A 20,156-nucleotide genomic window follows, 5' to 3' on the forward strand; every position below is an offset into this window, starting at 1 on the left:
GCGCCAGCATGACCCCGCCCACCACGCCATCCTGGAAACTGCCCGCGGCGCTCGCCGCGGCGCTGTGCACCGGCGCTGCGCTGGGCTGGCTCGCCGACGGCCGCTTGGCGACAGGCATCGCCGTGGTCGCGGTGGCCGAAGTCGTCTTGCTGCTGACCCGGATCCGTCATCAAGCGCGAGCCATGATGGCTGCACCGACCGCCGTCAGCCCTCTCCAGCATGACCGTTTCATGACGCGTTCCCGTCGCATTGCCTCCTCCCTGCGCGATCTTCGCAACGCCGCCGGGCAGCTGCCGGATGCGGTGGTGCTGCTCGACCGCCAGCAACAGATCCGCTGGTTCAACCACGCCGCCGAGAACCTGCTCGGGCTGCGCCGGCCGGACGACCGCGGCGCGTCGCTGCAGCAGCGGCTGGCCGGCTCGGAACTGGCCGGCTGGCTGCGCGACGGCGCGCGCGAGCCGCTCACCGACGCCGCAGCCCCCGGCCGGGCGGACAGCCAGCTCAACGTCAGCCTGCTGCCGTTCGGCGATCACGAACAGCTGCTGCTGGCGCACGACATCAGCCACCTGAACCGGCTCGAACAGGTGCGCCGCGACTTCGTGGCGAACGTGTCGCACGAGTTGCGCACGCCGCTGACGGTGATCCACGGCTACCTCGAACTGCTCGATCCGGAGGACGTGCCCGAACTGGCGCCGGTGCTGGGCGAGATGCGCACGCAGTCGAAACGGATGGGGCAGATCGTGGAAGACCTGCTGACCCTGTCGCGGCTGGAAACCCAGCACGAAGTGGCCGACGAACGCGTGCCGATGGCGGCGCTGCTGGCCACCGTGCGCAAGGAAGCCGAGGCGCTCAGCCAGGGCCGCCATCGCATCGTGCTGGAATCCACCGCCGAGGCGGACCTGCTCGGCTCGCCGAAGGATCTGCACAGCGCGCTGTCGAACCTGGCCAGCAACGCGGTGCGCTACACCCCGGCCGGCGGCAGCATCACGATCCGCTGGCAGCGCGTGCCCGACGGCGCGGTGTACTCGGTCACCGATACCGGCTTCGGCATCCCCGCCTCGCACCTGGCCCGGCTCACCGAACGCTTCTACCGGGTCTCCTCCAGCCGCTCGCGCGAAAGCGGCGGTACCGGGCTGGGCCTGTCGATCGTCAAGCACGTGCTGAACCTGCACCAGGCACAGCTGAAGATCGAAAGCGCGCCGGGCGTCGGCTCCACCTTCTCCTGCCATTTCGGCCCGGCGCGATTGCTCGCTCCCGGCGGCAGCGACGAAAGCTGAGCGCCGCTTCAAAGTCGGCCCGGGAATTTTGAACACCCTCCCGGGCCGCGGCGGCGCCGCATGCAATGGCCCAGGCCATGCGCCAGAATGCGGCATGGCCCAACCCTCACCCACCCCGCCCGACGCCACCGATCTGAGCACTCCCGGCCTGTACCTCAGCCGGGAGCTGGCCGCGCTGGAGTTCAATTTCCGCGTGCTGGCGATGGCCCGCGATGCCGCCGTGCCGCTGCTGGAGCGGTTGCGCTACCTGAGCATCGTGGCGAACAACCTCGACGAGTTCTTCGAGGTGCGGGTGGCGATGCTCAAGCACCACCACGCCTACGGTTCGGCCGCGCCGGGGCCGGATGGCATTCCCTCCGGCGAGTTGCTGACGCGTATCCGCAGCCGCGTGCTGGACCTGGTCACCGAGGTCTACGCCGCCTGGCAGGAGCAGATCGGCCCGCAACTCGATGCCGAGCAGATCCACATCCTCACCCGCAAACGCTGGAGTCCGCGCCAGCACCGCTGGCTGCGCGGCTACTTCGAGCACGAGGTGCTGCCGGTGCTGTCGCCGCTGGGACTGGATCCGGCGCATCCGTTCCCGCGCATCCTCAACAAGACGCTGAACATCGCGGTGGTGTTGCGCGGCCGCGACGCGTTCGGCCACGAAGGCCACATGGCGCTGGTGCGCGCGCCGCGCTCGCTGCCGCGAATCATTCGTGTGCCGGCCGAGGTCAGCGGCCCCGGCGAGCATTTCGTGTTCCTGGCCGAACTGCTGCAGGCCTTCGTCGACCTGATGTTTCCCGGCCTCAAGGTGGTCGGCTCGTACCAGTTCCGGGTCACCCGCAACAGCGAGCTGATCGTCGAGGAGGCCGAGGTGGAGAACCTCGCCTTGGCGCTCAGCGAGGAACTGGTCGGGCGCGGCTACGCGCGGCCGGTGCGGCTGGAGATCGCCAACGATTGCCCGCAGGCGATCACCGCGATGCTGACCCGGAACTTCGAACTGGACGACGCCGACGTCTACCGCTGCGACGGCCCCGTCAACATCATCCGCGCCGGGCTGATCTACGACTGGCTGGACCGGCCGGAGCTGAAGTTCCCGCGCTTCAACCCGCAGCTGCCGCCGGCGCTGGAGAGCAGCCGCAACAAGTTCGACGTGATCGGCCAGCACGACGTGCTGCTGCACCACCCGTACCAGAGCTTCAACGCGGTGATCGACCTGCTGCGCCAGGCCACTGCCGACGCGCAGGTGCTGGCGATCAAGCAGACCCTGTACCGCGCCGGCGAAGACACCCCGCTGGTCGACCTGCTGGTGGAAGCCGCGCGCCACGGCAAGGACGTCACCGTGGTGATCGAGCTGCGCGCGCGCTTCGACGAGGAGGCCAACATCCGCCTCGCCACGCGCCTGCAGGAGGCCGGCGTGCAGGTGGTCTACGGCGTGGTCGGCTACAAGACCCACGCCAAGATGATGCTGATCGTGCGCCGCGAGGGCGAGGCGCTGCGCCGCTACGTGCACCTGTCCACCGGCAACTACCACCAGGCCAACAGCCGCATGTACACCGACATCGGCCTGATGACGGCGAACCCGGAGATCGGCGAGGACCTGCACAAGGTGTTCCAGCAGCTGTCCGGGCTGGGTCCGATCATCGAACTGAAGCGGCTACTGCATTCGCCGTTCACGCTGTACCCCAGCGTGCTGGCGAAGATCGAGCGCGAGACCGCGCACGCGCGAGCCGGGCGCCCCGCCCGCATCGTGGCCAAGTTCAATGCGCTGAACGAGGCGCGCGTGATCGAGGCGCTGTACCGCGCCTCGACGGCCGGCGTGGAGATCGACCTGATCGTGCGCGGCGCCTGCACGTTGCGCCCCGGCCTGCCCGGCATTTCCGAGCGCATCCGCGTGCGCTCGATCGTGGGGCGCTTCCTCGAACACAGCCGGGTGTACTGGTTCGCCAACGACGGCGACCCCGAGATCTACTGCGCCAGCGCCGACTGGATGGAACGCAACCTGATGCGGCGGATCGAGGTGGCGTTCCCGATCCTCGACCCCGAACTGGCCGCACGCGTGTTCGAGGAGACTCTGGCCAACGGCCTGGCCGACAACACCCAGGCGTGGCTGCTCGGCAGCGACGGCCGCTACACCCGCGCCGAACCCGGTGACGACCCGCCGTACAGCGCGCAGCAGGGCCTGCTCGAGCGTTACTGCAAGTGAACCGGCGCACCGCATGAGCCATCGTTTTCCCCATGCCGCACCTGCGTGCGAGAATTCGCGCTTTGCCGTCGCGGGAGCCCGGGCGTGAGTCCAGCCGAACAGACACCGATCCGCGACGGCGAACTGATCGCCGCCGTGGACATGGGCTCGAACAGCTTCCACCTGGTGGTGGCGCGCATGGAGCATGGCGAGCCGCGCGTGATCGATCGCCTGCGCGATACCGTGCGGATGGCCGCCGGCCTGCGTGCCGACGGCACCCTGGACGCCGAGCGGCGCGCCCGCGCGATGGCCTGCCTGGCCCGTTTCGGTCAGCGCATCGCCGGCCTGCCGTCGATGCGGGTGCGCGCGGTGGCCACCAACACGGTGCGCCGGCTGGCCTCGCCGCAGACCTTCCTGACCACCGCCGAGGCCGCGCTCGGCCACCCGATCGAGGTGGTCTCCGGGCGCGAGGAAGGCCGCCTGATCTTCCTCGGCGCGGCCCACGACCTGCCCGCTTCGCGCGAACCGCGGCTGGTGATCGACGTCGGCGGCGGCAGCACCGAGTTCATCATCGGCCGCGGGCTGGCGCCGCTGCACACCGAAAGCGTGCAGGCCGGCTGCATCGCCTCGACCTTGCGCTTCTTCCCCGGCGGCAAGCTCACCCGCAAGCGCTGGCAGCGCGCGCGCAGCGAGATCGGCGTGCTGCTGCAGCAGTTCGCCGAGGACTATCGCGAATCGGGCTGGCAGGACGCCTACGGCTCCTCCGGCACCGCCAAGTCGATCGGCGCGGTGGTGCAGGCGATGAAGTTCTCCGACGACGGCATCACCCCGGCCTCGCTCGCCTTATTGAGCGACGCGCTGATCGAGCACGGCCAGATCGGCACGCTGAAGCTGCCCGGCCTGGTCGAAGAGCGTGCGCCGGTGATCGCCGGCGGCGTGGTGATTTTCGAGGCGGCATTCGCCGCGCTCGGCATCGAGCGGTTGCGCGTGTGCGAAAGCTCGATGCGCGAAGGCCTGCTGTGGGACCTGCTCGGCCGCGCCGGCGGCAGCGATCCGCGCACCGCCAGCATCGACGCGCTGGCTACCCGCTACGGCGTGGATCGTGCCCAGGCGCGCCGGGTCGAGTCGACCGCCCTGATGCTGTTCGACCAGGTCGCGCACGCCTGGAAACTGGACGCCGATGCCCGCGAGTGGCTGTCGTGGGCCTCGCGCGTGCACGAGATCGGCCTGGCCATCGCGCACAGCCAGCACCACCACCACGGCGCCTACATCCTGCGCCACGCCGACCTGGCCGGCTTCTCGCGGCAGGAACAGCAGCTGCTGGCGGCGGTGGTCGCGATGCACCGGCGCAAGCCGGACAAGGCGGTGGTCGCCACCCTGCCGCAGCGCTACCGCCAGCTGGCCCGCTACAGCACCGCGCTGCTGCGCCTGGCGGTGCTGTTCCGCCGCGCGCGTCGCGCCGAGTCGCTGCCGCAGATGAAGCTCGCCGCCAGCAGCAAGTCGCTGCGGCTGACCCTGCCGCTGGCCTGGTTCGAGCAGCACCCGCTCAGCGAGGCCGACCTGCAGCAGGAACAGGCGCCGATGGCCGAACTGGGCATCAAGCTGGACATCTCCAGCAGCTGACCGCGCCGACCAGCCCGCTTTTGCCGCGGCCGCGTATCATCTCCGGACACCCAGACCATACTGATGCCCATGTTGAAATGCCTGCTCGCCACGCTGCTCCTGATCCTGCCGCCGACGCTGGCGGCGCAGACCGCCAGGCCGGCGCCAGCCACCCCCGCCACGCCACCGCCACAGGTCGTGCTGCGCACCTCGCAGGGCGACATCACGCTGGAGCTGTACCCGGACAAGGCGCCGAAGAGCGTAGCCAACTTCCTGCAGTACGTGCGCGACGGCTTCTACGACGGCACCCTGCTGCACCGGGCCATCCCCGGCTACCTGGTGCAGGGCGGCCTGTACACCCGCGACCTGCAACCCAAGCGCACGCGATCGGCCGTCGCCAGCGAGGCGGACAACGGCCTGTCCAACCTGCGCGGCACCGTCGCCGTCGCCCGCGGCGCCGACCCGAACTCCGGCACCGCGCAGTTCTTCTTCAACCTGGTCGACAACCGCCGGCTGGACTTCGTCGGCAACCAGAGCGGGCTGACCTGGGGCTATACCGTGTTCGGCAAAGTCATCAAGGGTATGGAGGTGGTCGACAAGATCGCCGCGCTGCCCACCCGTCCACTGGGTCCGTTCGCCGGCGACGTACCGAACCCGCTGGTGCTGATCGAGGCCGCCCACGTGGTCGGCGAGGAAGCCCCGGCCCCTGCCGCCAGTGCGGCAGCACCGGCCACGGCCGCGTCGGCGACCACCAAGCCCGCCGCCAGACCGGACAGGAAAGCCGCCAAGCCCGCCGGCAAGGGCTGACGTTGCGATGGCCACCCTGTTCATCGCCGACCTGCACCTGGACCCCGCCCGTCCGCAGATCACCGACCTGTTCGAGCGCTACCTGGCCAGCGACGAAGTCCGCCACGCCGACGCGCTGTACATCCTCGGCGACCTGGTCGAGGCCTGGATCGGCGACGACGACGACGCCGAGTTGCCTGCGCGCATCGCCGCCGCCACCCGTACCGTGCGCGATGCCGGCGTGCCGGTGTATTTCATGGTCGGCAACCGCGACTTCCTGCTCGGCTCGGCGTTCGCCGCAGGCGCCGGCCTGACCCTGCTCGACGACGGCACCGTGCACGACATCCACGGCCGCCGTACCCTGCTGATGCATGGCGACGTGCTGTGCACCGACGACCTCGCCTACCAGGCCGTGCGCCAACAGGTGCGCACGCCCGAGTGGCAGGCGCAGATCCTGGCGATGCCGCTGCAGGCGCGCCGCGCGTTCGCCGCCAAGGCGCGCGAGGACAGCAAGGCGCATACCGGCAGCACGATGGAAAGCATCATGGACGTCAATGCTGATGCCGTGGCCGAAGCCATGCGCAAGGCGGACGTGACCCGGCTGATCCACGGGCATACGCACCGCCCGGCCATCCATCGTTTCGAGCTGGACGGGAAACCGGCCGAGCGGATCGTGCTGGGGGACTGGTACGAGCAAGGGTCGGTGTTGGTGGCGGACGGCGATCGCGTGGAGCTGCGCGGATTGGCGGTGGGGTGAGGCCCGCACGGGCCAGAGACTTGGCGTCAAGAATTGCCCCCAGCCGTCCGGACTGAACGTAACGCCGAAGCTGCGGAGTCGAAGCCTCGGTGCAGCCTCCTGCCAAACACGCCCTGCTTCACCGGCGAGCAAAAGCTCACTTCAATGGAATGCGTCGCGGCGTAGAGGGCGCGGGGATTGTTCGGCGCATCCATGGTGAATCCCATCCATGGGATTCACCCTTCCGCGCTGCGCGCTCCAGGGCCAGCCTGCGGCTGTCCAAAATGGTTCCAGACAATTTTGTCGAACGAAGGGTTCGTCCACCACCTCTCTCTCCGCCAGATACGCAAAACGCCCCGTGCGGGGCGTTTTGCGTATCTGGCGGAGAGAGAGTCATCCGTCAAAGTGGCCACCTGAAACCATGCGAACGTCTAGGGACTGCTAACCTCTTGTACACCTTGCCCTACAACGTTCTCAGCAGTTCACACTAGACCGTTGACAGCCGCCTAAAGCCGGAGCACCGTAATGGGAACGGCGGGTGATACGCCGGACTTTGGCGGACACTTTTGATGGCGCACAAAATCAACCGTCTGACCGCCTTGGCGGTCAAGAACGCCAAGCCTGGCCGTCACGGCGACGGCGGCAACCTTTACCTGCTGGTGAAGGATGACGGGCGCAAGACCTGGACGTTCCGCTATCGCGCTCCACTGACCGGCAAGGTACGGGACAAGGGCATGGGGCCGGCGTGGGACGTGAGCCTGCCAGAAGCCCGCGAGCGTGCCGCCGAGTACCGCCGCATGCTCCGCGACGGCATCGACCCGATCGACTCCGCGAACGAGATCAAGCAGAAGGCCCGCACCGAGCACGCCAAGCGGATGACCTTCGGGCGGTGCTCTGAGCTGTACATAGAGGCCCATAGAAGCGGCTGGCGCAACGCCAAGCATGCCGAGCAGTGGGACAGCACCCTGCGCACCTACTGCGCGCCCCTGTGGCCGCTGGACGTGGCGGCGGTCGATACCGCGCTGGTCATGAAATGCCTTGACCCCATCTGGACGACCAAGACCGAAACCGCCAGCCGCTTGCGCGGCCGTATCGAGTCCGTGCTGGCGTGGGCGACCGTGCGCAAGTATCGCAGCGGCGACAACCCTGCCGCGTGGCGCAACCATCTAGACCAATTACTCCCCAAGCGCTCCAAGGTGCAGAAGGTCGAGCATCGTCCCGCGCTGCCCTATGCCGACGTTGCCGAGTTCATGGCGCAGCTACGCCAGCGGCAAGGGCTGGCCGCTCGCGTGCTGGAGCTGCAGATCCTGACCGCCACGCGCCCCGGCGAAGCATCCGGCGCACGCTGGGAAGAAATCGACCTTGATGCGGCCCTGTGGATCATCCCCGAAGAGCGCATGAAGGCCGGCAAGGAACATCGTGTGCCGCTGTCTGATGCTGCCGTGGCGCTGCTGCGCTCCATGATCCCCAAAACCAAGGGCAAGCCCGTCACGCCGCACGGCTACATCTTCCCCGGCAACAAGGGCAAGGCGATCACGACCGCTGCCGGCATGGCGCTGCTGAAAGAAATGCAACCCGGTATCACCGCGCACGGCTTCCGCTCCACGTTCCGCGACTGGGCCGCCGAGACGACCCAACACCCCCGCGAAGTGATTGAAGCCGCGATGGCGCACCGACTCAAGGATGCCGCCGAGGCCGCGTATCAGCGCGGGGATCTGCTGCAACGGCGCAAGCGCCTGATGGCCGACTGGGCCGGCTACTGCGCCACGATCCGCAGGGGTGACAACGTGACACCGATCAAACGCAAGGAAGGCTGACAGAGTTCAAAGCGGCGGGAACGGGTGGTAGTGACACCCGCCCCGCCTTCCACAACCGCCCAACAGGGGAAACGATCATGGCAAACGCGAGTGTAGCAACTGCAACCGGCAAAGCTTCGGCTAAAACTGGGAGCAAGCACGACCTATGGATAACTGGTGGCGACAAGGTGCTGACCGTCACCATTGATAAGCAGTGCAAGGAGTTCCCGCCAGAAACCGAGCACTGCCGCCATTTGAACAACACGATTCAAGGTTTGGCACGTGCTGCAAAGGCTGTGGTGTTCCATGCCGAGAACGATTCCGATGCGTCATTTGCGATGCAGCCCATTGAAGACATTGCGGACGCGATCATTCTTTTGTCGCAGCTGTCTGATGCCATCCGAAGCGAAGTCGGCGGGGTGCAATCATGAGCATGGCCAAGCATTCCGAAAAGACCGTGACCGTGGTTTTCCAGCAGCATCCGGGAGAGCCTGGCGGTGTACTGATGCGCGTCACGCCGTTAGCAGCATCCGTCATGCGATGCATGGATGCCATGAAGGCCGAAGAGCGGCAAGATGTGTTGCGCATCCTCCGTGCCGTCAAGGCTGGCTTGTTCCCGTACAGCGCCGCAGAAGTCGAAGCCTGGACGCCAGAGCAGTGGCAATCAGTCATCAACTCGCTGCCGGGGGCGATGGCATGACCACAGTCGATGAGTTTCTTTCCATCATGACGGCCGGCGCCGCAAGACAAGAACGCCGCAGGCAGCGGATGCAGCCCATCCGCAGTGGCAAGGTGCTATCCCTGATGCGTGCCAACGGCGAATGGCTGGCCATCGTCGCGGCATTCACCAGTAAACGCGATGAGCCGGTCTTGTCCAAGATCGTCCCTATCGTTGACCTGAAAGGCTCCGCACGCCGCAAGGCTGATCGCTGGGTGAAGGAACTGTCATGACCGGCAACATCACCCAAATTGACGCCGCCCGTGAACGTCGCGCTGATCGACCGCCGCCGCTGAGCGATGCCGAGCTGATACAGCTGCGGCGGATGCTCAGTGAATTCTCAACTATCAGGGTTTGCTGCCCGATCGCAAAAAGGGCAGTGGAAGACACAGGGCACGAACACCCGGCCAATGCGTGACGACCCCACCCCGCGCTAGCTGGCCCGGCTGGCGCGGTTCTTTTACAGGGCGCGGGAGTCCGCGATGAAACATCAACAGCTCGAACATGGGTTAGCGCATAAGGCCCTACCCATGGACGACATCTACAAACGGGCGGCTGGCTTTCAAATAGAGTTCCCCGGAATAGCAACGCTAAAAGCTTGCCATGATGGCGTCTGCCGCGTGCTGTCGGAGTTTGATATTGCAGAGGAGCGGTTATTTAACGCAGACGAGCGTGCACTCATAAAAAATACGATCGGCTTCATATCACCGGATCACGAGCAGTGTACGATTAGCAATGCAGTTACAATGTTCATCCTTTTTTATGTGGCGGTAACCGACACGCCAATTTCAGGTGAATGCGATGATGACATTCAACCAAAATTGGATTTATCGTCTTTTGTCGGCATCATAAGCGAATCGCAGCTTGGGGCTGCAGCCGTTGTGTCATCGGTCATTATTACCGCGTATGCGCGCGTAACGAAAGCAAATGTTGATTTGTGGAAACTCGCAGATTTCAATGTGTCCAACGCATTCAAGTTAGTCTCATTGCGGGTCCGGGAAGGCAACATTGCGAGGGTGCGTTACCACGCTCAGAAGGCGGCCAACGCCAGCCATGATGCGCACCGCTCCAACAAACAAAAGGCCCGCGACTGGTACGCCGAACACAAGACTATGACCAAGGATGCCGCCGCCGAAAAGATGGCGAAGGATGGCATCGTGCACGCCTCCTTCCGCACAATCCGTGGCTACTTGACCGGCCAGTAGCTACCTACGCGCTGCGCCGCAGACTGTACGCGCTGCGCCGCAGCTAGCTTTAGAACCCCATTTTCTGCCGCTAGCTTGTCTATCCGAACCCGTGCAACCCCGCACGGCCGGAGAACGACAACATGGCAACACCGAACACCCCCGCGTACCGCCCGTTTCTGGAAGCCTGCCGCGAACACGGCATAAGCAAGACCGTCGCCTATGAGCTGGCAAACGCCGGCCTGGTCGAAACCTTCAAGCTCGGCGCGAAACGCTACGTCATCGTCGAGAGCCTGCGCACCCTGCCCGAGCGGCTGGGCAAGGCGGGTGAAGTTTGAACGCCACGCATACGAAAACCCCCGGCAACGGCGGCAACCGTTCCGGGGGCATGTCAAACACTTCGTACATCCATCCTATCGCCAACCACGCCGACCGTCTACTGGATCGGCTGGACGGCGTGCGCAAATCCGGCAGAGGCTGGATTGCCAAGTGTCCCGCGCACACTGACCGCTCCGCGTCCCTGAGCATCGCGCAAGGCGATGACGGCCGCGTGCTGCTGCATTGCTTCGCGGGCTGCCCAGTGCATGACGTGCTGGGCGCTGTCGGCTTGTCCATCGCCGATCTGTTCCCGCAGCGGATCACCACGAACATGAGCACCGCAGAGCGCAACGCCCTGCGCGAATACGCCAAGCAGGCGCAATGGAAAGCGGCATTGAACGCCTTGCAGCTTGAAGTCGGCGTGGTGCATATCGCCGCCCGCACGCTCGCCGAGGGGCAAGCCCTGACCGCTGACGACCTGAAGCGCGTAGGCGTTGCCTGCGACCGCATCCGCGACGCACGGGAGGTGCTGACCCATGGCCGCTGAAAAGATTGCCGCAATCGAGGAATTGGCGGCGCGGGAATCTTGGTGCGCTGGTGCAAACCCTGAGAATGCACCAACGCACCAAGACGAAAGACCGCCGCGTAAGGTGGTGGTGGTTGACGCTGCCGGCCTGCTATCGGCGAAGTTCCCCACGCGCGACAAGCTGCTGAAGCCGTGGTTGACCACGCAATCGCTGGCGATGATCTACGCACCACGCGGCATCGGTAAAACGCACATGGCGCTGGGTGTGGCTTACGCACTCGCATCGGGTGGCGAGTTCCTGGGCTGGCAGGCAACGGCACAAACCCCCGTGCTGTACCTGGACGGCGAGATGCCCGGCGCGGATCTGAAATCCCGCGTTGCGACCGTCATCGCCAGCAATGACCAAGAAGCAGCGGCCGGATACCTGCGGTTTGTTACGCCCGATCTGCAAGAAGACGGCTTGATGCCGAACCTGTATCAACCGGAAGGCCGGGAAGCCATCAACGCGGCGATAGGGGCCGCTCGCGTGGTTATCGTGGACAACCTTAGCTGCCTGGTGCGCGGCGGCAAGGAGAACGAGGGAGAGAGCTGGCAGCCCGTACAGGAGTGGGCGCTACAGATGCGCTCGCAAGGTCTTAGCGTGGTTTTCGTTCACCACGCCGGCAAGGGAGGCCAGCAACGCGGCACGTCCAAGCGCGAGGACGTACTGGATACCGTTATCGCACTCCGCAAGCCTGCCGATTACGAACCCGACCAAGGTGCACGGTTCGAGGTTCACTTCGAGAAAGCCCGCGCGCTGTACGGGCAAGACGTGTCGCCCTTCGAGGCTGCACTTACCACGCTGCCGGACGGCACCCAGACATGGGCAACGCGCGCGGTATCCGATGCCAGCGAAGAACAAATGATCGAGCTGGCCGGGCTGGGCCTGACCACGCGTGAGATCGGCAGCGAACTGGGCGTGAATCACTCGACCGTGGTGCGCACACTGAACAAGGCTAAGGACGCAGGCCGCTACACCCCGAAGCCTAAGCGGGCAAAAAGGCCCGCGACGCCGCGAGGTGACGACCGTGACGACTGACCAGAATGGCGCTTGGTGCGCTGGTGCACCACTAGGGAACGCACCAGCGCACCAAAGCCCTAGAACATCGCTCAAAGCCCTGGCAGACAACGCTTTGCAAGGAAATGACCGCGCACCAAATGAGACTGCGCCTGGTGCGCGTTCGGGTGCCGCTTCTGGTGCATCTGGTGCGCTTGGTGCAAGCGGTGCGCTTGGTGCATCTGGTGCGGTGGAGTCGATGCAGCGTGACGCCGACGACCGCCGCGCCGGACGCGTACCGGCTGGCGACACGGGGCGGATGTTGTGCAAAGGGTGCGGCCCGGTCTGGATTCACCCCGACATTGCGGCGGTGCTGCCCGTTGCGGGTGGCTGGCCGCGTGCGCTGGGCTGCCCGTGGTGTTTTGTGCGCAAGGCTGGTGGGCACATACCGCGCCCATCCGTGACCTGTGAGGGCTGCCGACACTTCAGCCGGGGCACGATCAACCCTGATGCCGGCATGGGCACCTGTGGCGCCGGCAAAGGCAGCCACTACCCGGCGCAGCGGCACAAATGCGACACCTTCGACCCGGCGCGGGGCTGACCGATGACCCAAGCCTGGCGGGGCGAAACCATCGCGGCGGACGGCCGCGAACTGACCGTGCGGGGACTGGATTCTCCGGACGGCAATCCCCTGGAACCTGAGCCGGAGTTCCTAGCCTTTGCCGATGGCGCGACATTCCGGCCGGAAGCGATGGCGGTTCATTCCTGCCTGACCGTGACCGCTTCCGGCAGTTGGAGCTATCACACCGACAAGCCCGCCGGCTCACATAGCCCCGTGGCTGGCTCCGATTGGGTGCAGTCGGCATCCCTGAGTTTCACCGGCACATCGCCGCACGATGTACGGCCGTACCTGCTGGCGCTGATGCGCTGGGAAGTGGGCGCAGCGATCACGCCATGCCTGCGCTACGGACAGGCTTACCTGCGCGTCTGGTGCGACCGCAAGGGACAACGGCCACGACCGGCCGTTATCGCGGCGGCAACCCTGGACGCGCTCGCGCTGGCGTTCTGGGGACGGCGTAGGCAGGGCATGCCGACGATCGAGGAGCGCCGCGTGGAGCTGCGCGTGGACAAGGGGCGTTATGCCGACTATCGCGCGCTGATGGTGACGGTGTTCGAGCAGCGATTATCCGAAGCGGCGGGCCGGTACAAGGCAATCAGCCATTACCGCGCGATTAAAACAACTGATTATCGGGCAAACGGGCTTGCGGGGAGTTCACTGTGGATCAAGGCGCATGCAATGGCGGGGCCGGTGCTGACATTAATACCGGCCATTCAACACCCGCAATCCGACATTATGAAAGATAGGCAGGATTTCACCGCCATGACTGCGCCAGCCTCGCGATCCCGTGCCGCGTAATGCACGGTATTCCTTTCCAGTAACCCGACAAGAGCGAGGCGGTTTGATGATGAGCACTGTGCCCTTGAGCGCGCTGATCGTGGGCCCGAGCAGCGGACTGTTCGCGGAGACCGATGCTCCTGTTGATGCCTTTCGGATACACATCAGTCCCGCACTGGGCAGCCTGCTATTCGAGCGCGTTATCGATCCGGTCAAGGGCTCATCCCCAACATCGTTCCAAGCGCGTGCATGGCTTCATGCCCGTGACTCAGACCCATATCCAGAAGCTTCAGCACAAGGTGTTTTGTGGTCTCGGCGGGCAGCGCTTGAAGCGCATCAGTCCATCGCTTCTTATCGTGAGGCGGTAGGTCTGCCTGCTGAATCTTTGCCGCGATCAAATCCTTCAGGGTGTCCTCATGAAGCTTGATCGTCACTACCCCGAGTATTGCGCTCAATCCGCCATCGTCGGCAAGAAAGTCAATGCCTCTGGCGGTGATGGTTGCGGGAGACGGCAGCATCTCCCCGCTGAGGTAGGTCTGCAGCTTGCAATTGACCAGACCGTGATCGGCGAGATAGGCGAGCTGGGCCAAGACGTCCTTTTCGTTGCGGTGAAGAAAAAGCTCGGTATGCATGGACTTGGGATACGTCTCGCGCAGCTGCGTCAGCAGGGCGAGCTGAAGTTCACGGTTCGGTTCCAAGAAGCTCTCCGCGTAGTGGTTGGTTGCCGGGCAGGCGCACCAGCTTACCGCGCAGCTGGTTTCACCCATTTGGACGAACGAATGCTACCCCGTCCGCCGCATAGACCCGGCAAGCCGTTGTCGCCACTAGCTTCAAGTTAGTTCCATCGACGTTGTTCCCTATCTTGTACCCCAACCGACGCATTCGATGAGCGCGCCGACGTCACCGCGTGCACCTGATGGTCTACGCGGACATCTAATCCACAGAGGCGGCAATGAATCATGAATTGATGCGGCAGGCGGCAAAGCGCTCGCTTGCCACGGTGACCCAGGCACAACGCGATCTAGCCGCGCTGACGGCAGAGCTAGAAGCCGAAGTGCCCAACTTCTACCGCGTCACAGAGATGCTCGTTGCTGCGGGCGAAACCTATGGACAGGGATTCAAGGAACTGAACAGGGTTGCTGCCTGCTACGAGGCATTGGTGGCCGACTGGAAGAAGAACGGCGAACCACCGCAACCACCAGAGCCTAAGGGCAAATTTCTGGCTTGAACCACTGCCCGTGGCCGGAACTTAAGAGAGGGAGCAAACATGTTTGAAGCATACAAAATCGGGGTACGCATAAGCGTCATTGACGCTACCGGCGGTGGCATCCTCAAGCTCGCGATGCAGTTCAACAAGGCGGAAAAAGAAGCCGCATCCTTTTTAGCAACGCTGCGCAATGTCAATGAGGAGCTTCGCCGCTCTGCAGGGGGATGGTCAAATAGCGCTGCCAACGGGTTCAACAATGCCCGACGGGCTGCGAATGACTACGCCAATGCTGCATCCCGCGCAGCACGTGCTGGCGGCAGTGGATTGGGAGTCGTGGCAGGCATGGCCTTTGCCGGCGGCGCGGGCGGCGGCGGTTTCGGCGGCGGCACATTCCCTGCGCTTAGTGGACCAGCCGGCCATTCCGGCGCCGAACGGGCCCGAAGGTTCCGTGCTGGTGGTGCCGGTGGCGCGGGCGGCACAGGCGGTGGTGGCTTCGGCTATGGCCCGTTCGGCGCTATCGTCGGCGGCGCTATGGTCGAGCACGCTGGCAAAGACATGTTCGGCATGTTGGGTGGGCCGATAGATGAGGCGGCGAAATATCAGCAAGCGGTCGCCAAATTCAGCCTATACGGACTCGGCGACAGGTTGAATGCTGAGGCGGTCAAGTTTGCCAGCGGCATGAAGATCTTTGGCACGTCGATGACAGATGCCATGGAGGACGTTAGCGAAGCACAGGGCGTATTCCGCGAATCAGGTCTAAGCGGTTCGCGCGCCTTGGCTGGCGCCAAGCTCGCCGCCCCTATGCTGGCAAAGATCTCTGCCGCAACGTCTGGCCTCGATTCCGAATCGCAGGCCAAGATGCACACGCAAGGCCTGGACATGCTGCGCTTTATTGAGATGCGCGGCGGACTGTCAAGCCCCGCCAAGTTCAACGAGATTGCGAACGAAGGCTGGAAGGCCATTCGATCCTCTGGTGGCAACGTGGCATGGAGCCAGCTGCGCCAGTTCATGTCCACCGGCAGCGTGGCCGCACAGGGGCTGAGTGATAAAGCCCTGTTCGGCGAAATGGAACCGATCATTGGCGAAATGAAGGGAGGTGCTGCCGGGCACGCCTTCATGACGGCGTACTCGCGCGTTAACGGTCTGCAGCGTCTGATTCCGCGCATCATGCAGCGCGACATGATGAATCTTGGCCTGTGGGATAAGTCGAGGCTCGTGCTGAACAGCCAGGGTGGCATCAAGGAGTTCAAGGGCAACCCGTTAAAGGATGCCAACCTGTTCAGCAGTTCGCCTTTCGAGTATTACAAAAATGTCGTGCTACCAGCCTACAAGAAGAACGGCATCACGAACGATCAGGACGTATTCCGCGAGAACGCGATCCTCTTCGGCAACACTGGCGGCAAGATGTTCAGCATCATGTATCGCCAGATGGAGCAGATTGAAAACTCGGTCAAGTCGCAGCAGAAAACGCTTGGCATCGATGCGTCCGTCCGTGCGGTAAAAGGCACCTTCGCCGGTCAGATGCTCAACTACCACAAGCAGATGCAGACACTGCAAACGCAGCTCGGTCTGGTGATTCTTCCAATGCTCATCAAGGGTCTGAAGTGGCTTAATCCGCTACTCCAGAATGCGGCCCACTGGATTAGCGAACATTCCACGTTGACGAAGGGGCTTGTCATCCTCTTCGGTGCCGTCGCCGGACTGGCGCTGGTGGGCGGTTCGATCATTGCGATTGCTGGCGGCTTCACGTTGATCTCTGGCGCGATTGCGGCAGGCGGTGGTTTGGCAACGTTGATTGGCGGCGTCGGAACGGCCATGTCCGCACTAACTCCCATGGTTGCAGCATTTCTCGCCGCCTACGCCGGCTGGAAAGCAGGCGGCTTCATCTACGATCACGCCCTCGCCGGCACCAAGTCAGGCGACATGATCGGATCGGGCATTGCACATACGCTGGCTTTCTTTGGCAACAAAGATGCGCAGGAGGCCGTGGCGATGAACAACCGCGCTGTCACTCATGTGACCCATGTGCACTTGGACGGCAAGCAAATCGCCAAGGTAGTCAGCCATCATCAAGCCAACGCCGCCAGCAGGCCACAGTCCGGCACGTCAGGCTTTGACGGCTCCATGTCACCGATCCCGGTCGGCTCTACGGGAAGCTGGTGATGACACAGATTTCAACCGACTGAACGGGCGGGCATGGTTCCGACCATGGTGCCGCAGCGCCAGCTCACCAAGCGCCAGGGGCCCATAAGCGCCACTGACATGACCTCTGCCGAATACCTAATAGCCCGAAAGAAGATCATCCAACCGCCATCCCCAATCAAAGGAAACAAATGACGATGACCACTGCCACTGCCGTTACCACCGCCGAGGAGCGCGTGCACGCACTCATCGAGTCTTCTGCCCGTGGAGAGAAAGTCACTCACGCGCAAATCCAGGCTGCACGCGAAGACGTACAGCGCGCCAAGACCGACGCCGAAATTCAGGACGCCATCGAGCGGGCAAGAATACGCCACGGCCACGAGCAAGAGGTGGCCGCGCACCTCAAGCTAGCCGCAGAACTAAGTGACGCCGTTGATCAAGCCTACCTAAGGGAGGAGGAGGTGCGCGCGAATGTCAGCGCAACCATTGCTGCGGTGAACAAGGCACTGGAGGAGTACTCCAAAGTGGTGAGCGAAGTGAGCGAAGCAAGATATGCCGCAGAGATGCACAATGCGATGGTCCAAGATCCACACACGGCAAACCCATTGCTGAAAACCGCACAGGGGACAGGTAAGCCGATGGTGCGGAATATTCGCTTGCGTCAGCCATTGCCGAATTCAGATTGGACAGTGTTTTTGCGGCGCGGTAATGCTGCTGCAAATGACTATCATCAGACACTGCCACCCTATTAAGGCAGGCGATTGGCGATGATTGCATCGAGGCCGCCATCATGAGCATGGGGGCCTCGGTGATTGTGCGAAGATCAAAGGCTATGACCTCTTCGCAAACTGTATGACACCATAAAGAAGCAATACTGCGCCGAAGACTGCCGCGTCCATAGGAAAGATGAAGTACAGCCGTGGACCAAACCATAGCCAGCATGATCCGATGCCGAGCAAGATGGCTAACGTTGCTTGCGCGTTTGACCGTGGTTTCGCCGTGGCGATAGGGTGGCCACAGCTTGGACAGCTGGATGCCGCCTCTGAGACTTCGGTTACACATTCAGGACACTTGATTAAGGCCATCGCACCATCTCCTCGCTGAGTAGCAAATACCTTCAGTCGCTGCCGCTAACGATTCGGCGGAAGAACTATCGGACTGGTGGGTTGTTTGGCACACCGGGATCAAGCTCATGCAACCGGTGCAGATCCTTCAGATTATCGCCATCAATTGGCGTTCCTGTTCTGGCTTTGTCGACAAGCGCCTTGTAGTACATGGCGGTCAGCGCCTCTGGCGGCAGAGCCGCCGGTTTCGCGCCGCTGAGCAAGAAGAGAGTGACAAACCTGTGAGGCAGTGCTGTCTGCGGCATCAAGAATTCGCAATAACCGGTACCCGTTGGCGCGTCAAAACCGCATCGGTAGGCGCTAAATATCTTGCGCGACGAAGTATCGGCAAAAAGGACACTAACCCCACTATGCCTAGATTGAGTCCATGAGATCGACACATATTCATCGCCCTGTGGTTTTGCTGGGCGATGTGCACCGAAGTCATTGGCTCCAACTCCAAAGAGTACCGCGACGTTGATGTTTGTCGCTTCTATGGAGCCCAGTTTCAACGTGGGAAGGCCTGCGCTGACGAACACCCTCTCTCCGTTGATCTCTACAGGCTTCATACCATCTTTCGCCGCTAGAGCTGTGACACGCCCCCTGTCGTATTCGTCCTCTGTGCCAACCCAGATACTGCCATCGTCATGTGTAACGACGATGTAGTCGCCCCAAGGCGTGATAACCCTATCACCCCCATACGGACCAGGCTCAATATGGACCACCACAGATGCCGATACGTAGCACGACATCATGAGGGCAGTGGCGAAGACGAATTTAGCAATTCTCATCAAGACCATTCACCAAGATTGGGGATATCGCTGCATTCTGTTTCCAGGCCAACACGTCCGCTTGGAATCTAGGTGAATGCACTCGCCAATGCAAACGGCGGCTTAATTTGGCCTTTTCCGCAAAAGGCTTCCATGCGGTTTCCACCGAAAGTGAGGACTTAGTCTAATGATTTCGTATTCTGTGGAAATTGGCCCATGAGCAGGGGCGGATGGCGGGTTGGAGCTGGGCGACCAGGACGGCACGCAAAGACTGCCGGAAAGCCGCAGATAGACGTGCGTCAACTTCATCGCGAGGGCCACCTAAATGCGGGCCTTCAGCTGCAATTGACATGGAAGGGCAACCAGACCGCCGAGATTAGTGTGACATCGAACGCGGCGATCCTGGCCTATCGCTACAAAGACCGCAAAGGCGAATGGCACGACGTCAACCAGCAAGTGTGCATCGCGCAGACCCCCTGCCACTTCGGCGGCACCCGACCATGGTTCAACTGTCCGCAATGCCAACAGCGCGTGGCAATCCTTTATCTGTGGAACGCCCCCGTGTGCCGGCGATGTGCTCGGCTGACGTATTCGTCTCAGAGTGATGATCCGGTCGGACGGAGCTGGAGGCGCACACGGAAGATCGAGCGCAGGCTGGCGGGAGGCACAGGCAAGTGGAACTTTCGGCGACCTAAAGGCATGCGGATGGCTACTTACGAAAGGCTAACGGCAGCCTACTGGCACGAGGAACAGGTGCGCGCCGCCGCATTGGTCGCATTCGCTAGTCGCCTGTGCACGCGCCTTCGCCACTGAGTGCGCCCGCATGCGCGGGGCATTTCTTTTGCCTATCAGCCGGCGCCTACACGCCTTGACACGCTCTGCCGATCCTCATCTGCGTCTAATGCCGGCAACATGCCTATGCCCCGGGAGTCAGGCCCATACTGCCCTCTGCTAGCACGGACCGATGACCGGGGCGACTTCCCTTGCATGGGCGCCGCGCATGATTGTCTACACCGTCAAGCAGAACGAAAGCCGGCTCTGGTGCGTTTGCACTATGAGCGCAACGCTCGCGGATGGCCTGCAGCTCGGTCCTGCCATCAAACAGGCGAGGGACGCTGCGCGCGCAGAGCACCTGGAATCCGGCCTCGCCACCCGCGTGGAAATGCACGGTGCTGCCGCGATCGTGCCCCTGGCCAACTACCAGAAACTGCAGGACACCTGGACAGGCGCCACAGCGTGAGTGCGAACGAGCGGATTAACCCCCGTAATTCGCTCAGCCGCGCTCACTGGTGCGGCTGCTTCAGCTGCAGCGAGCGGGAACTGATTGACGCGATACGCGCAACCGGCAGCACCGAAGTCGGCGCGGTCGGGCTGTACCTTGCGACCCGGTAC

At 63.4% G+C, this 20,156-nt stretch carries 22 protein-coding genes; 20 read left to right on the top strand and 2 right to left on the bottom strand.

Annotated features, from left to right (window positions below):
• Window positions 1-8 precede the first annotated feature (8 nt).
• The 15 genes from phoR to RHOOR87_RS0107780 all read left to right on the top strand — a co-directional run bounded on the left by phoR (window position 9) and on the right by RHOOR87_RS0107780 (window position 13,563).
• Entirely contained in the window at window positions 9-1,277 is a 1,269-nt protein-coding gene (phoR, locus tag RHOOR87_RS0107710) for a phosphate regulon sensor histidine kinase PhoR (protein WP_007508011.1), read from the top strand.
• Between the two features lie 94 nt (window positions 1,278-1,371).
• The gene (gene ppk1, locus RHOOR87_RS0107715) at window positions 1,372-3,465 is read left to right on the top strand and encodes a polyphosphate kinase 1 (protein ID WP_007508009.1); all 2,094 of its coding nucleotides are present in this window, start codon (window positions 1,372-1,374) and stop codon (window positions 3,463-3,465) included.
• An 84-nt stretch (window positions 3,466-3,549) separates the two neighbouring features.
• Window positions 3,550-5,067: a Ppx/GppA phosphatase family protein gene (locus RHOOR87_RS0107720; protein ID WP_027484695.1), complete on the top strand. Its 1,518-nt coding sequence runs from the start codon at window positions 3,550-3,552 to the stop codon at window positions 5,065-5,067.
• Window positions 5,068-5,136: 69 nt separating this feature from the next.
• Window positions 5,137-5,853: a peptidylprolyl isomerase gene (locus RHOOR87_RS0107725; RefSeq protein ID WP_015448217.1), complete on the top strand. Its 717-nt coding sequence runs from the start codon at window positions 5,137-5,139 to the stop codon at window positions 5,851-5,853.
• 7 nt (window positions 5,854-5,860) lie between these two features.
• A complete protein-coding gene (locus RHOOR87_RS0107730) occupies window positions 5,861-6,589 on the top strand; it encodes a UDP-2,3-diacylglucosamine diphosphatase (RefSeq protein WP_015448218.1) in 729 nt (242 codons plus the stop codon).
• A gap of 548 nt (window positions 6,590-7,137) precedes the next feature.
• Entirely contained in the window at window positions 7,138-8,385 is a 1,248-nt protein-coding gene (locus RHOOR87_RS19075) for an integrase arm-type DNA-binding domain-containing protein (RefSeq protein WP_043795427.1), read from the top strand.
• A 77-nt stretch (window positions 8,386-8,462) separates the two neighbouring features.
• A complete protein-coding gene (locus RHOOR87_RS20290; protein WP_155950925.1) occupies window positions 8,463-8,795 on the top strand; it encodes a hypothetical protein in 333 nt (110 codons plus the stop codon).
• On the top strand, window positions 8,792-9,064 hold the full coding sequence (locus RHOOR87_RS0107745) for a hypothetical protein (protein ID WP_027484696.1): 273 nt from the start codon (window positions 8,792-8,794) through the stop codon (window positions 9,062-9,064). The genes RHOOR87_RS20290 and RHOOR87_RS0107745 overlap by 4 nt, the downstream gene beginning before the upstream one ends.
• Window positions 9,061-9,315, top strand: coding sequence for a hypothetical protein (locus RHOOR87_RS0107750; protein ID WP_027484697.1), 255 nt, complete (start codon window positions 9,061-9,063; stop codon window positions 9,313-9,315). Before RHOOR87_RS0107745 ends, RHOOR87_RS0107750 begins: the two co-directional genes overlap by 4 nt.
• Complete coding sequence (locus tag RHOOR87_RS20295) at window positions 9,312-9,500, top strand: hypothetical protein (RefSeq protein ID WP_155950926.1); 189 nt, start codon at window positions 9,312-9,314, stop codon at window positions 9,498-9,500. The genes RHOOR87_RS0107750 and RHOOR87_RS20295 overlap by 4 nt, the downstream gene beginning before the upstream one ends.
• A 112-nt stretch (window positions 9,501-9,612) precedes the next feature.
• On the top strand, window positions 9,613-10,287 hold the full coding sequence (locus RHOOR87_RS20300; protein WP_155950927.1) for a hypothetical protein: 675 nt from the start codon (window positions 9,613-9,615) through the stop codon (window positions 10,285-10,287).
• 122 nt (window positions 10,288-10,409) lie between these two features.
• A complete protein-coding gene (locus tag RHOOR87_RS0107760; RefSeq protein WP_027484699.1) occupies window positions 10,410-10,604 on the top strand; it encodes a hypothetical protein in 195 nt (64 codons plus the stop codon).
• Entirely contained in the window at window positions 10,601-11,131 is a 531-nt protein-coding gene (locus tag RHOOR87_RS19080) for a hypothetical protein (RefSeq protein ID WP_196806973.1), read from the top strand. Before RHOOR87_RS0107760 ends, RHOOR87_RS19080 begins: the two co-directional genes overlap by 4 nt.
• A complete protein-coding gene (locus tag RHOOR87_RS19085) occupies window positions 11,121-12,188 on the top strand; it encodes an AAA family ATPase (protein ID WP_081699994.1) in 1,068 nt (355 codons plus the stop codon). The genes RHOOR87_RS19080 and RHOOR87_RS19085 overlap by 11 nt, the downstream gene beginning before the upstream one ends.
• A gap of 562 nt (window positions 12,189-12,750) precedes the next feature.
• Window positions 12,751-13,563 (top strand): hypothetical protein, encoded by an 813-nt coding sequence (locus RHOOR87_RS0107780; RefSeq protein ID WP_027484700.1) that lies wholly within the window; start codon window positions 12,751-12,753, stop codon window positions 13,561-13,563.
• 191 nt (window positions 13,564-13,754) lie between these two features.
• Here the strand turns inward: RHOOR87_RS0107780 and RHOOR87_RS0107785 are convergent, their stop codons facing one another.
• Window positions 13,755-14,240: a hypothetical protein gene (locus tag RHOOR87_RS0107785; RefSeq protein ID WP_027484701.1), complete on the bottom strand. Its 486-nt coding sequence runs from the start codon at window positions 14,238-14,240 to the stop codon at window positions 13,755-13,757.
• Between the two features lie 254 nt (window positions 14,241-14,494).
• Here RHOOR87_RS0107785 and RHOOR87_RS0107790 point away from each other — a divergent pair, with 254 nt between their 5' ends.
• The 3 genes from RHOOR87_RS0107790 to RHOOR87_RS0107800 all read left to right on the top strand — a co-directional run bounded on the left by RHOOR87_RS0107790 (window position 14,495) and on the right by RHOOR87_RS0107800 (window position 17,643).
• On the top strand, window positions 14,495-14,770 hold the full coding sequence (locus RHOOR87_RS0107790) for a hypothetical protein (protein ID WP_027484702.1): 276 nt from the start codon (window positions 14,495-14,497) through the stop codon (window positions 14,768-14,770).
• A gap of 39 nt (window positions 14,771-14,809) precedes the next feature.
• Window positions 14,810-16,912: a phage tail tape measure protein gene (locus RHOOR87_RS19090; protein WP_155950928.1), complete on the top strand. Its 2,103-nt coding sequence runs from the start codon at window positions 14,810-14,812 to the stop codon at window positions 16,910-16,912.
• 176 nt (window positions 16,913-17,088) lie between these two features.
• Window positions 17,089-17,643, top strand: a complete 555-nt coding sequence (locus tag RHOOR87_RS0107800) for a hypothetical protein (RefSeq protein ID WP_155950929.1) — start codon at window positions 17,089-17,091, stop codon at window positions 17,641-17,643.
• A gap of 398 nt (window positions 17,644-18,041) precedes the next feature.
• Here RHOOR87_RS0107800 and RHOOR87_RS20305 read toward each other — a convergent pair whose 3' ends face one another.
• Window positions 18,042-18,785: a hypothetical protein gene (locus RHOOR87_RS20305; protein WP_155950930.1), complete on the bottom strand. Its 744-nt coding sequence runs from the start codon at window positions 18,783-18,785 to the stop codon at window positions 18,042-18,044.
• A gap of 273 nt (window positions 18,786-19,058) precedes the next feature.
• On the opposite strand from RHOOR87_RS20305, the gene RHOOR87_RS20310 reads away from it, so the two are divergent.
• Window positions 19,059-19,577, top strand: a complete 519-nt coding sequence (locus RHOOR87_RS20310) for a hypothetical protein (protein WP_155950931.1) — start codon at window positions 19,059-19,061, stop codon at window positions 19,575-19,577.
• A 187-nt stretch (window positions 19,578-19,764) separates the two neighbouring features.
• Window positions 19,765-20,004 carry a hypothetical protein gene (locus tag RHOOR87_RS20600; RefSeq protein WP_027484704.1) on the top strand — a complete coding sequence of 80 codons (240 nt, stop codon included), beginning with the start codon at window positions 19,765-19,767 and terminating at the stop codon, window positions 20,002-20,004.
• Window positions 20,005-20,156 lie beyond the last annotated feature (152 nt).

The sequence above is a fragment of the Rhodanobacter sp. OR87 genome, from assembly GCF_000473345.1.
GTDB classification, from domain to species: domain Bacteria; phylum Pseudomonadota; class Gammaproteobacteria; order Xanthomonadales; family Rhodanobacteraceae; genus Rhodanobacter; species Rhodanobacter denitrificans.

Excerpts from the sequence above, each read along its gene's own strand:
- RHOOR87_RS0107760 (WP_027484699.1), top strand. The coding sequence starts at position 10,410 with ATGGCAACACCGAACACCCCCGCGTACCGCCCGTTTCTGGAAGCCTGC.
- RHOOR87_RS0107790 (WP_027484702.1), top strand. The coding sequence starts at position 14,495 with ATGAATCATGAATTGATGCGGCAGGCGGCAAAGCGCTCGCTTGCCACG.
- RHOOR87_RS19075 (WP_043795427.1), top strand. The coding sequence starts at position 7,138 with ATGGCGCACAAAATCAACCGTCTGACCGCCTTGGCGGTCAAGAACGCC.
- RHOOR87_RS20290 (WP_155950925.1), top strand. The coding sequence starts at position 8,463 with ATGGCAAACGCGAGTGTAGCAACTGCAACCGGCAAAGCTTCGGCTAAA.
- RHOOR87_RS0107745 (WP_027484696.1), top strand. The coding sequence starts at position 8,792 with ATGAGCATGGCCAAGCATTCCGAAAAGACCGTGACCGTGGTTTTCCAG.
- RHOOR87_RS0107725 (WP_015448217.1), top strand. The coding sequence starts at position 5,137 with ATGTTGAAATGCCTGCTCGCCACGCTGCTCCTGATCCTGCCGCCGACG.
- RHOOR87_RS20305 (WP_155950930.1), bottom strand. The coding sequence starts at position 18,785 with ATGAGAATTGCTAAATTCGTCTTCGCCACTGCCCTCATGATGTCGTGC.
- RHOOR87_RS20600 (WP_027484704.1), top strand. The coding sequence starts at position 19,765 with ATGATTGTCTACACCGTCAAGCAGAACGAAAGCCGGCTCTGGTGCGTT.
- RHOOR87_RS0107780 (WP_027484700.1), top strand. The coding sequence starts at position 12,751 with ATGACCCAAGCCTGGCGGGGCGAAACCATCGCGGCGGACGGCCGCGAA.
- RHOOR87_RS19090 (WP_155950928.1), top strand. The coding sequence starts at position 14,810 with ATGTTTGAAGCATACAAAATCGGGGTACGCATAAGCGTCATTGACGCT.
- RHOOR87_RS19085 (WP_081699994.1), top strand. The coding sequence starts at position 11,121 with ATGGCCGCTGAAAAGATTGCCGCAATCGAGGAATTGGCGGCGCGGGAA.
- RHOOR87_RS20300 (WP_155950927.1), top strand. The coding sequence starts at position 9,613 with ATGGACGACATCTACAAACGGGCGGCTGGCTTTCAAATAGAGTTCCCC.
- RHOOR87_RS0107730 (WP_015448218.1), top strand. The coding sequence starts at position 5,861 with ATGGCCACCCTGTTCATCGCCGACCTGCACCTGGACCCCGCCCGTCCG.
- RHOOR87_RS0107750 (WP_027484697.1), top strand. The coding sequence starts at position 9,061 with ATGACCACAGTCGATGAGTTTCTTTCCATCATGACGGCCGGCGCCGCA.
- RHOOR87_RS0107800 (WP_155950929.1), top strand. The coding sequence starts at position 17,089 with ATGACCACTGCCACTGCCGTTACCACCGCCGAGGAGCGCGTGCACGCA.
- phoR (WP_007508011.1), top strand. The coding sequence starts at position 9 with ATGACCCCGCCCACCACGCCATCCTGGAAACTGCCCGCGGCGCTCGCC.
- RHOOR87_RS20295 (WP_155950926.1), top strand. The coding sequence starts at position 9,312 with ATGACCGGCAACATCACCCAAATTGACGCCGCCCGTGAACGTCGCGCT.
- ppk1 (WP_007508009.1), top strand. The coding sequence starts at position 1,372 with ATGGCCCAACCCTCACCCACCCCGCCCGACGCCACCGATCTGAGCACT.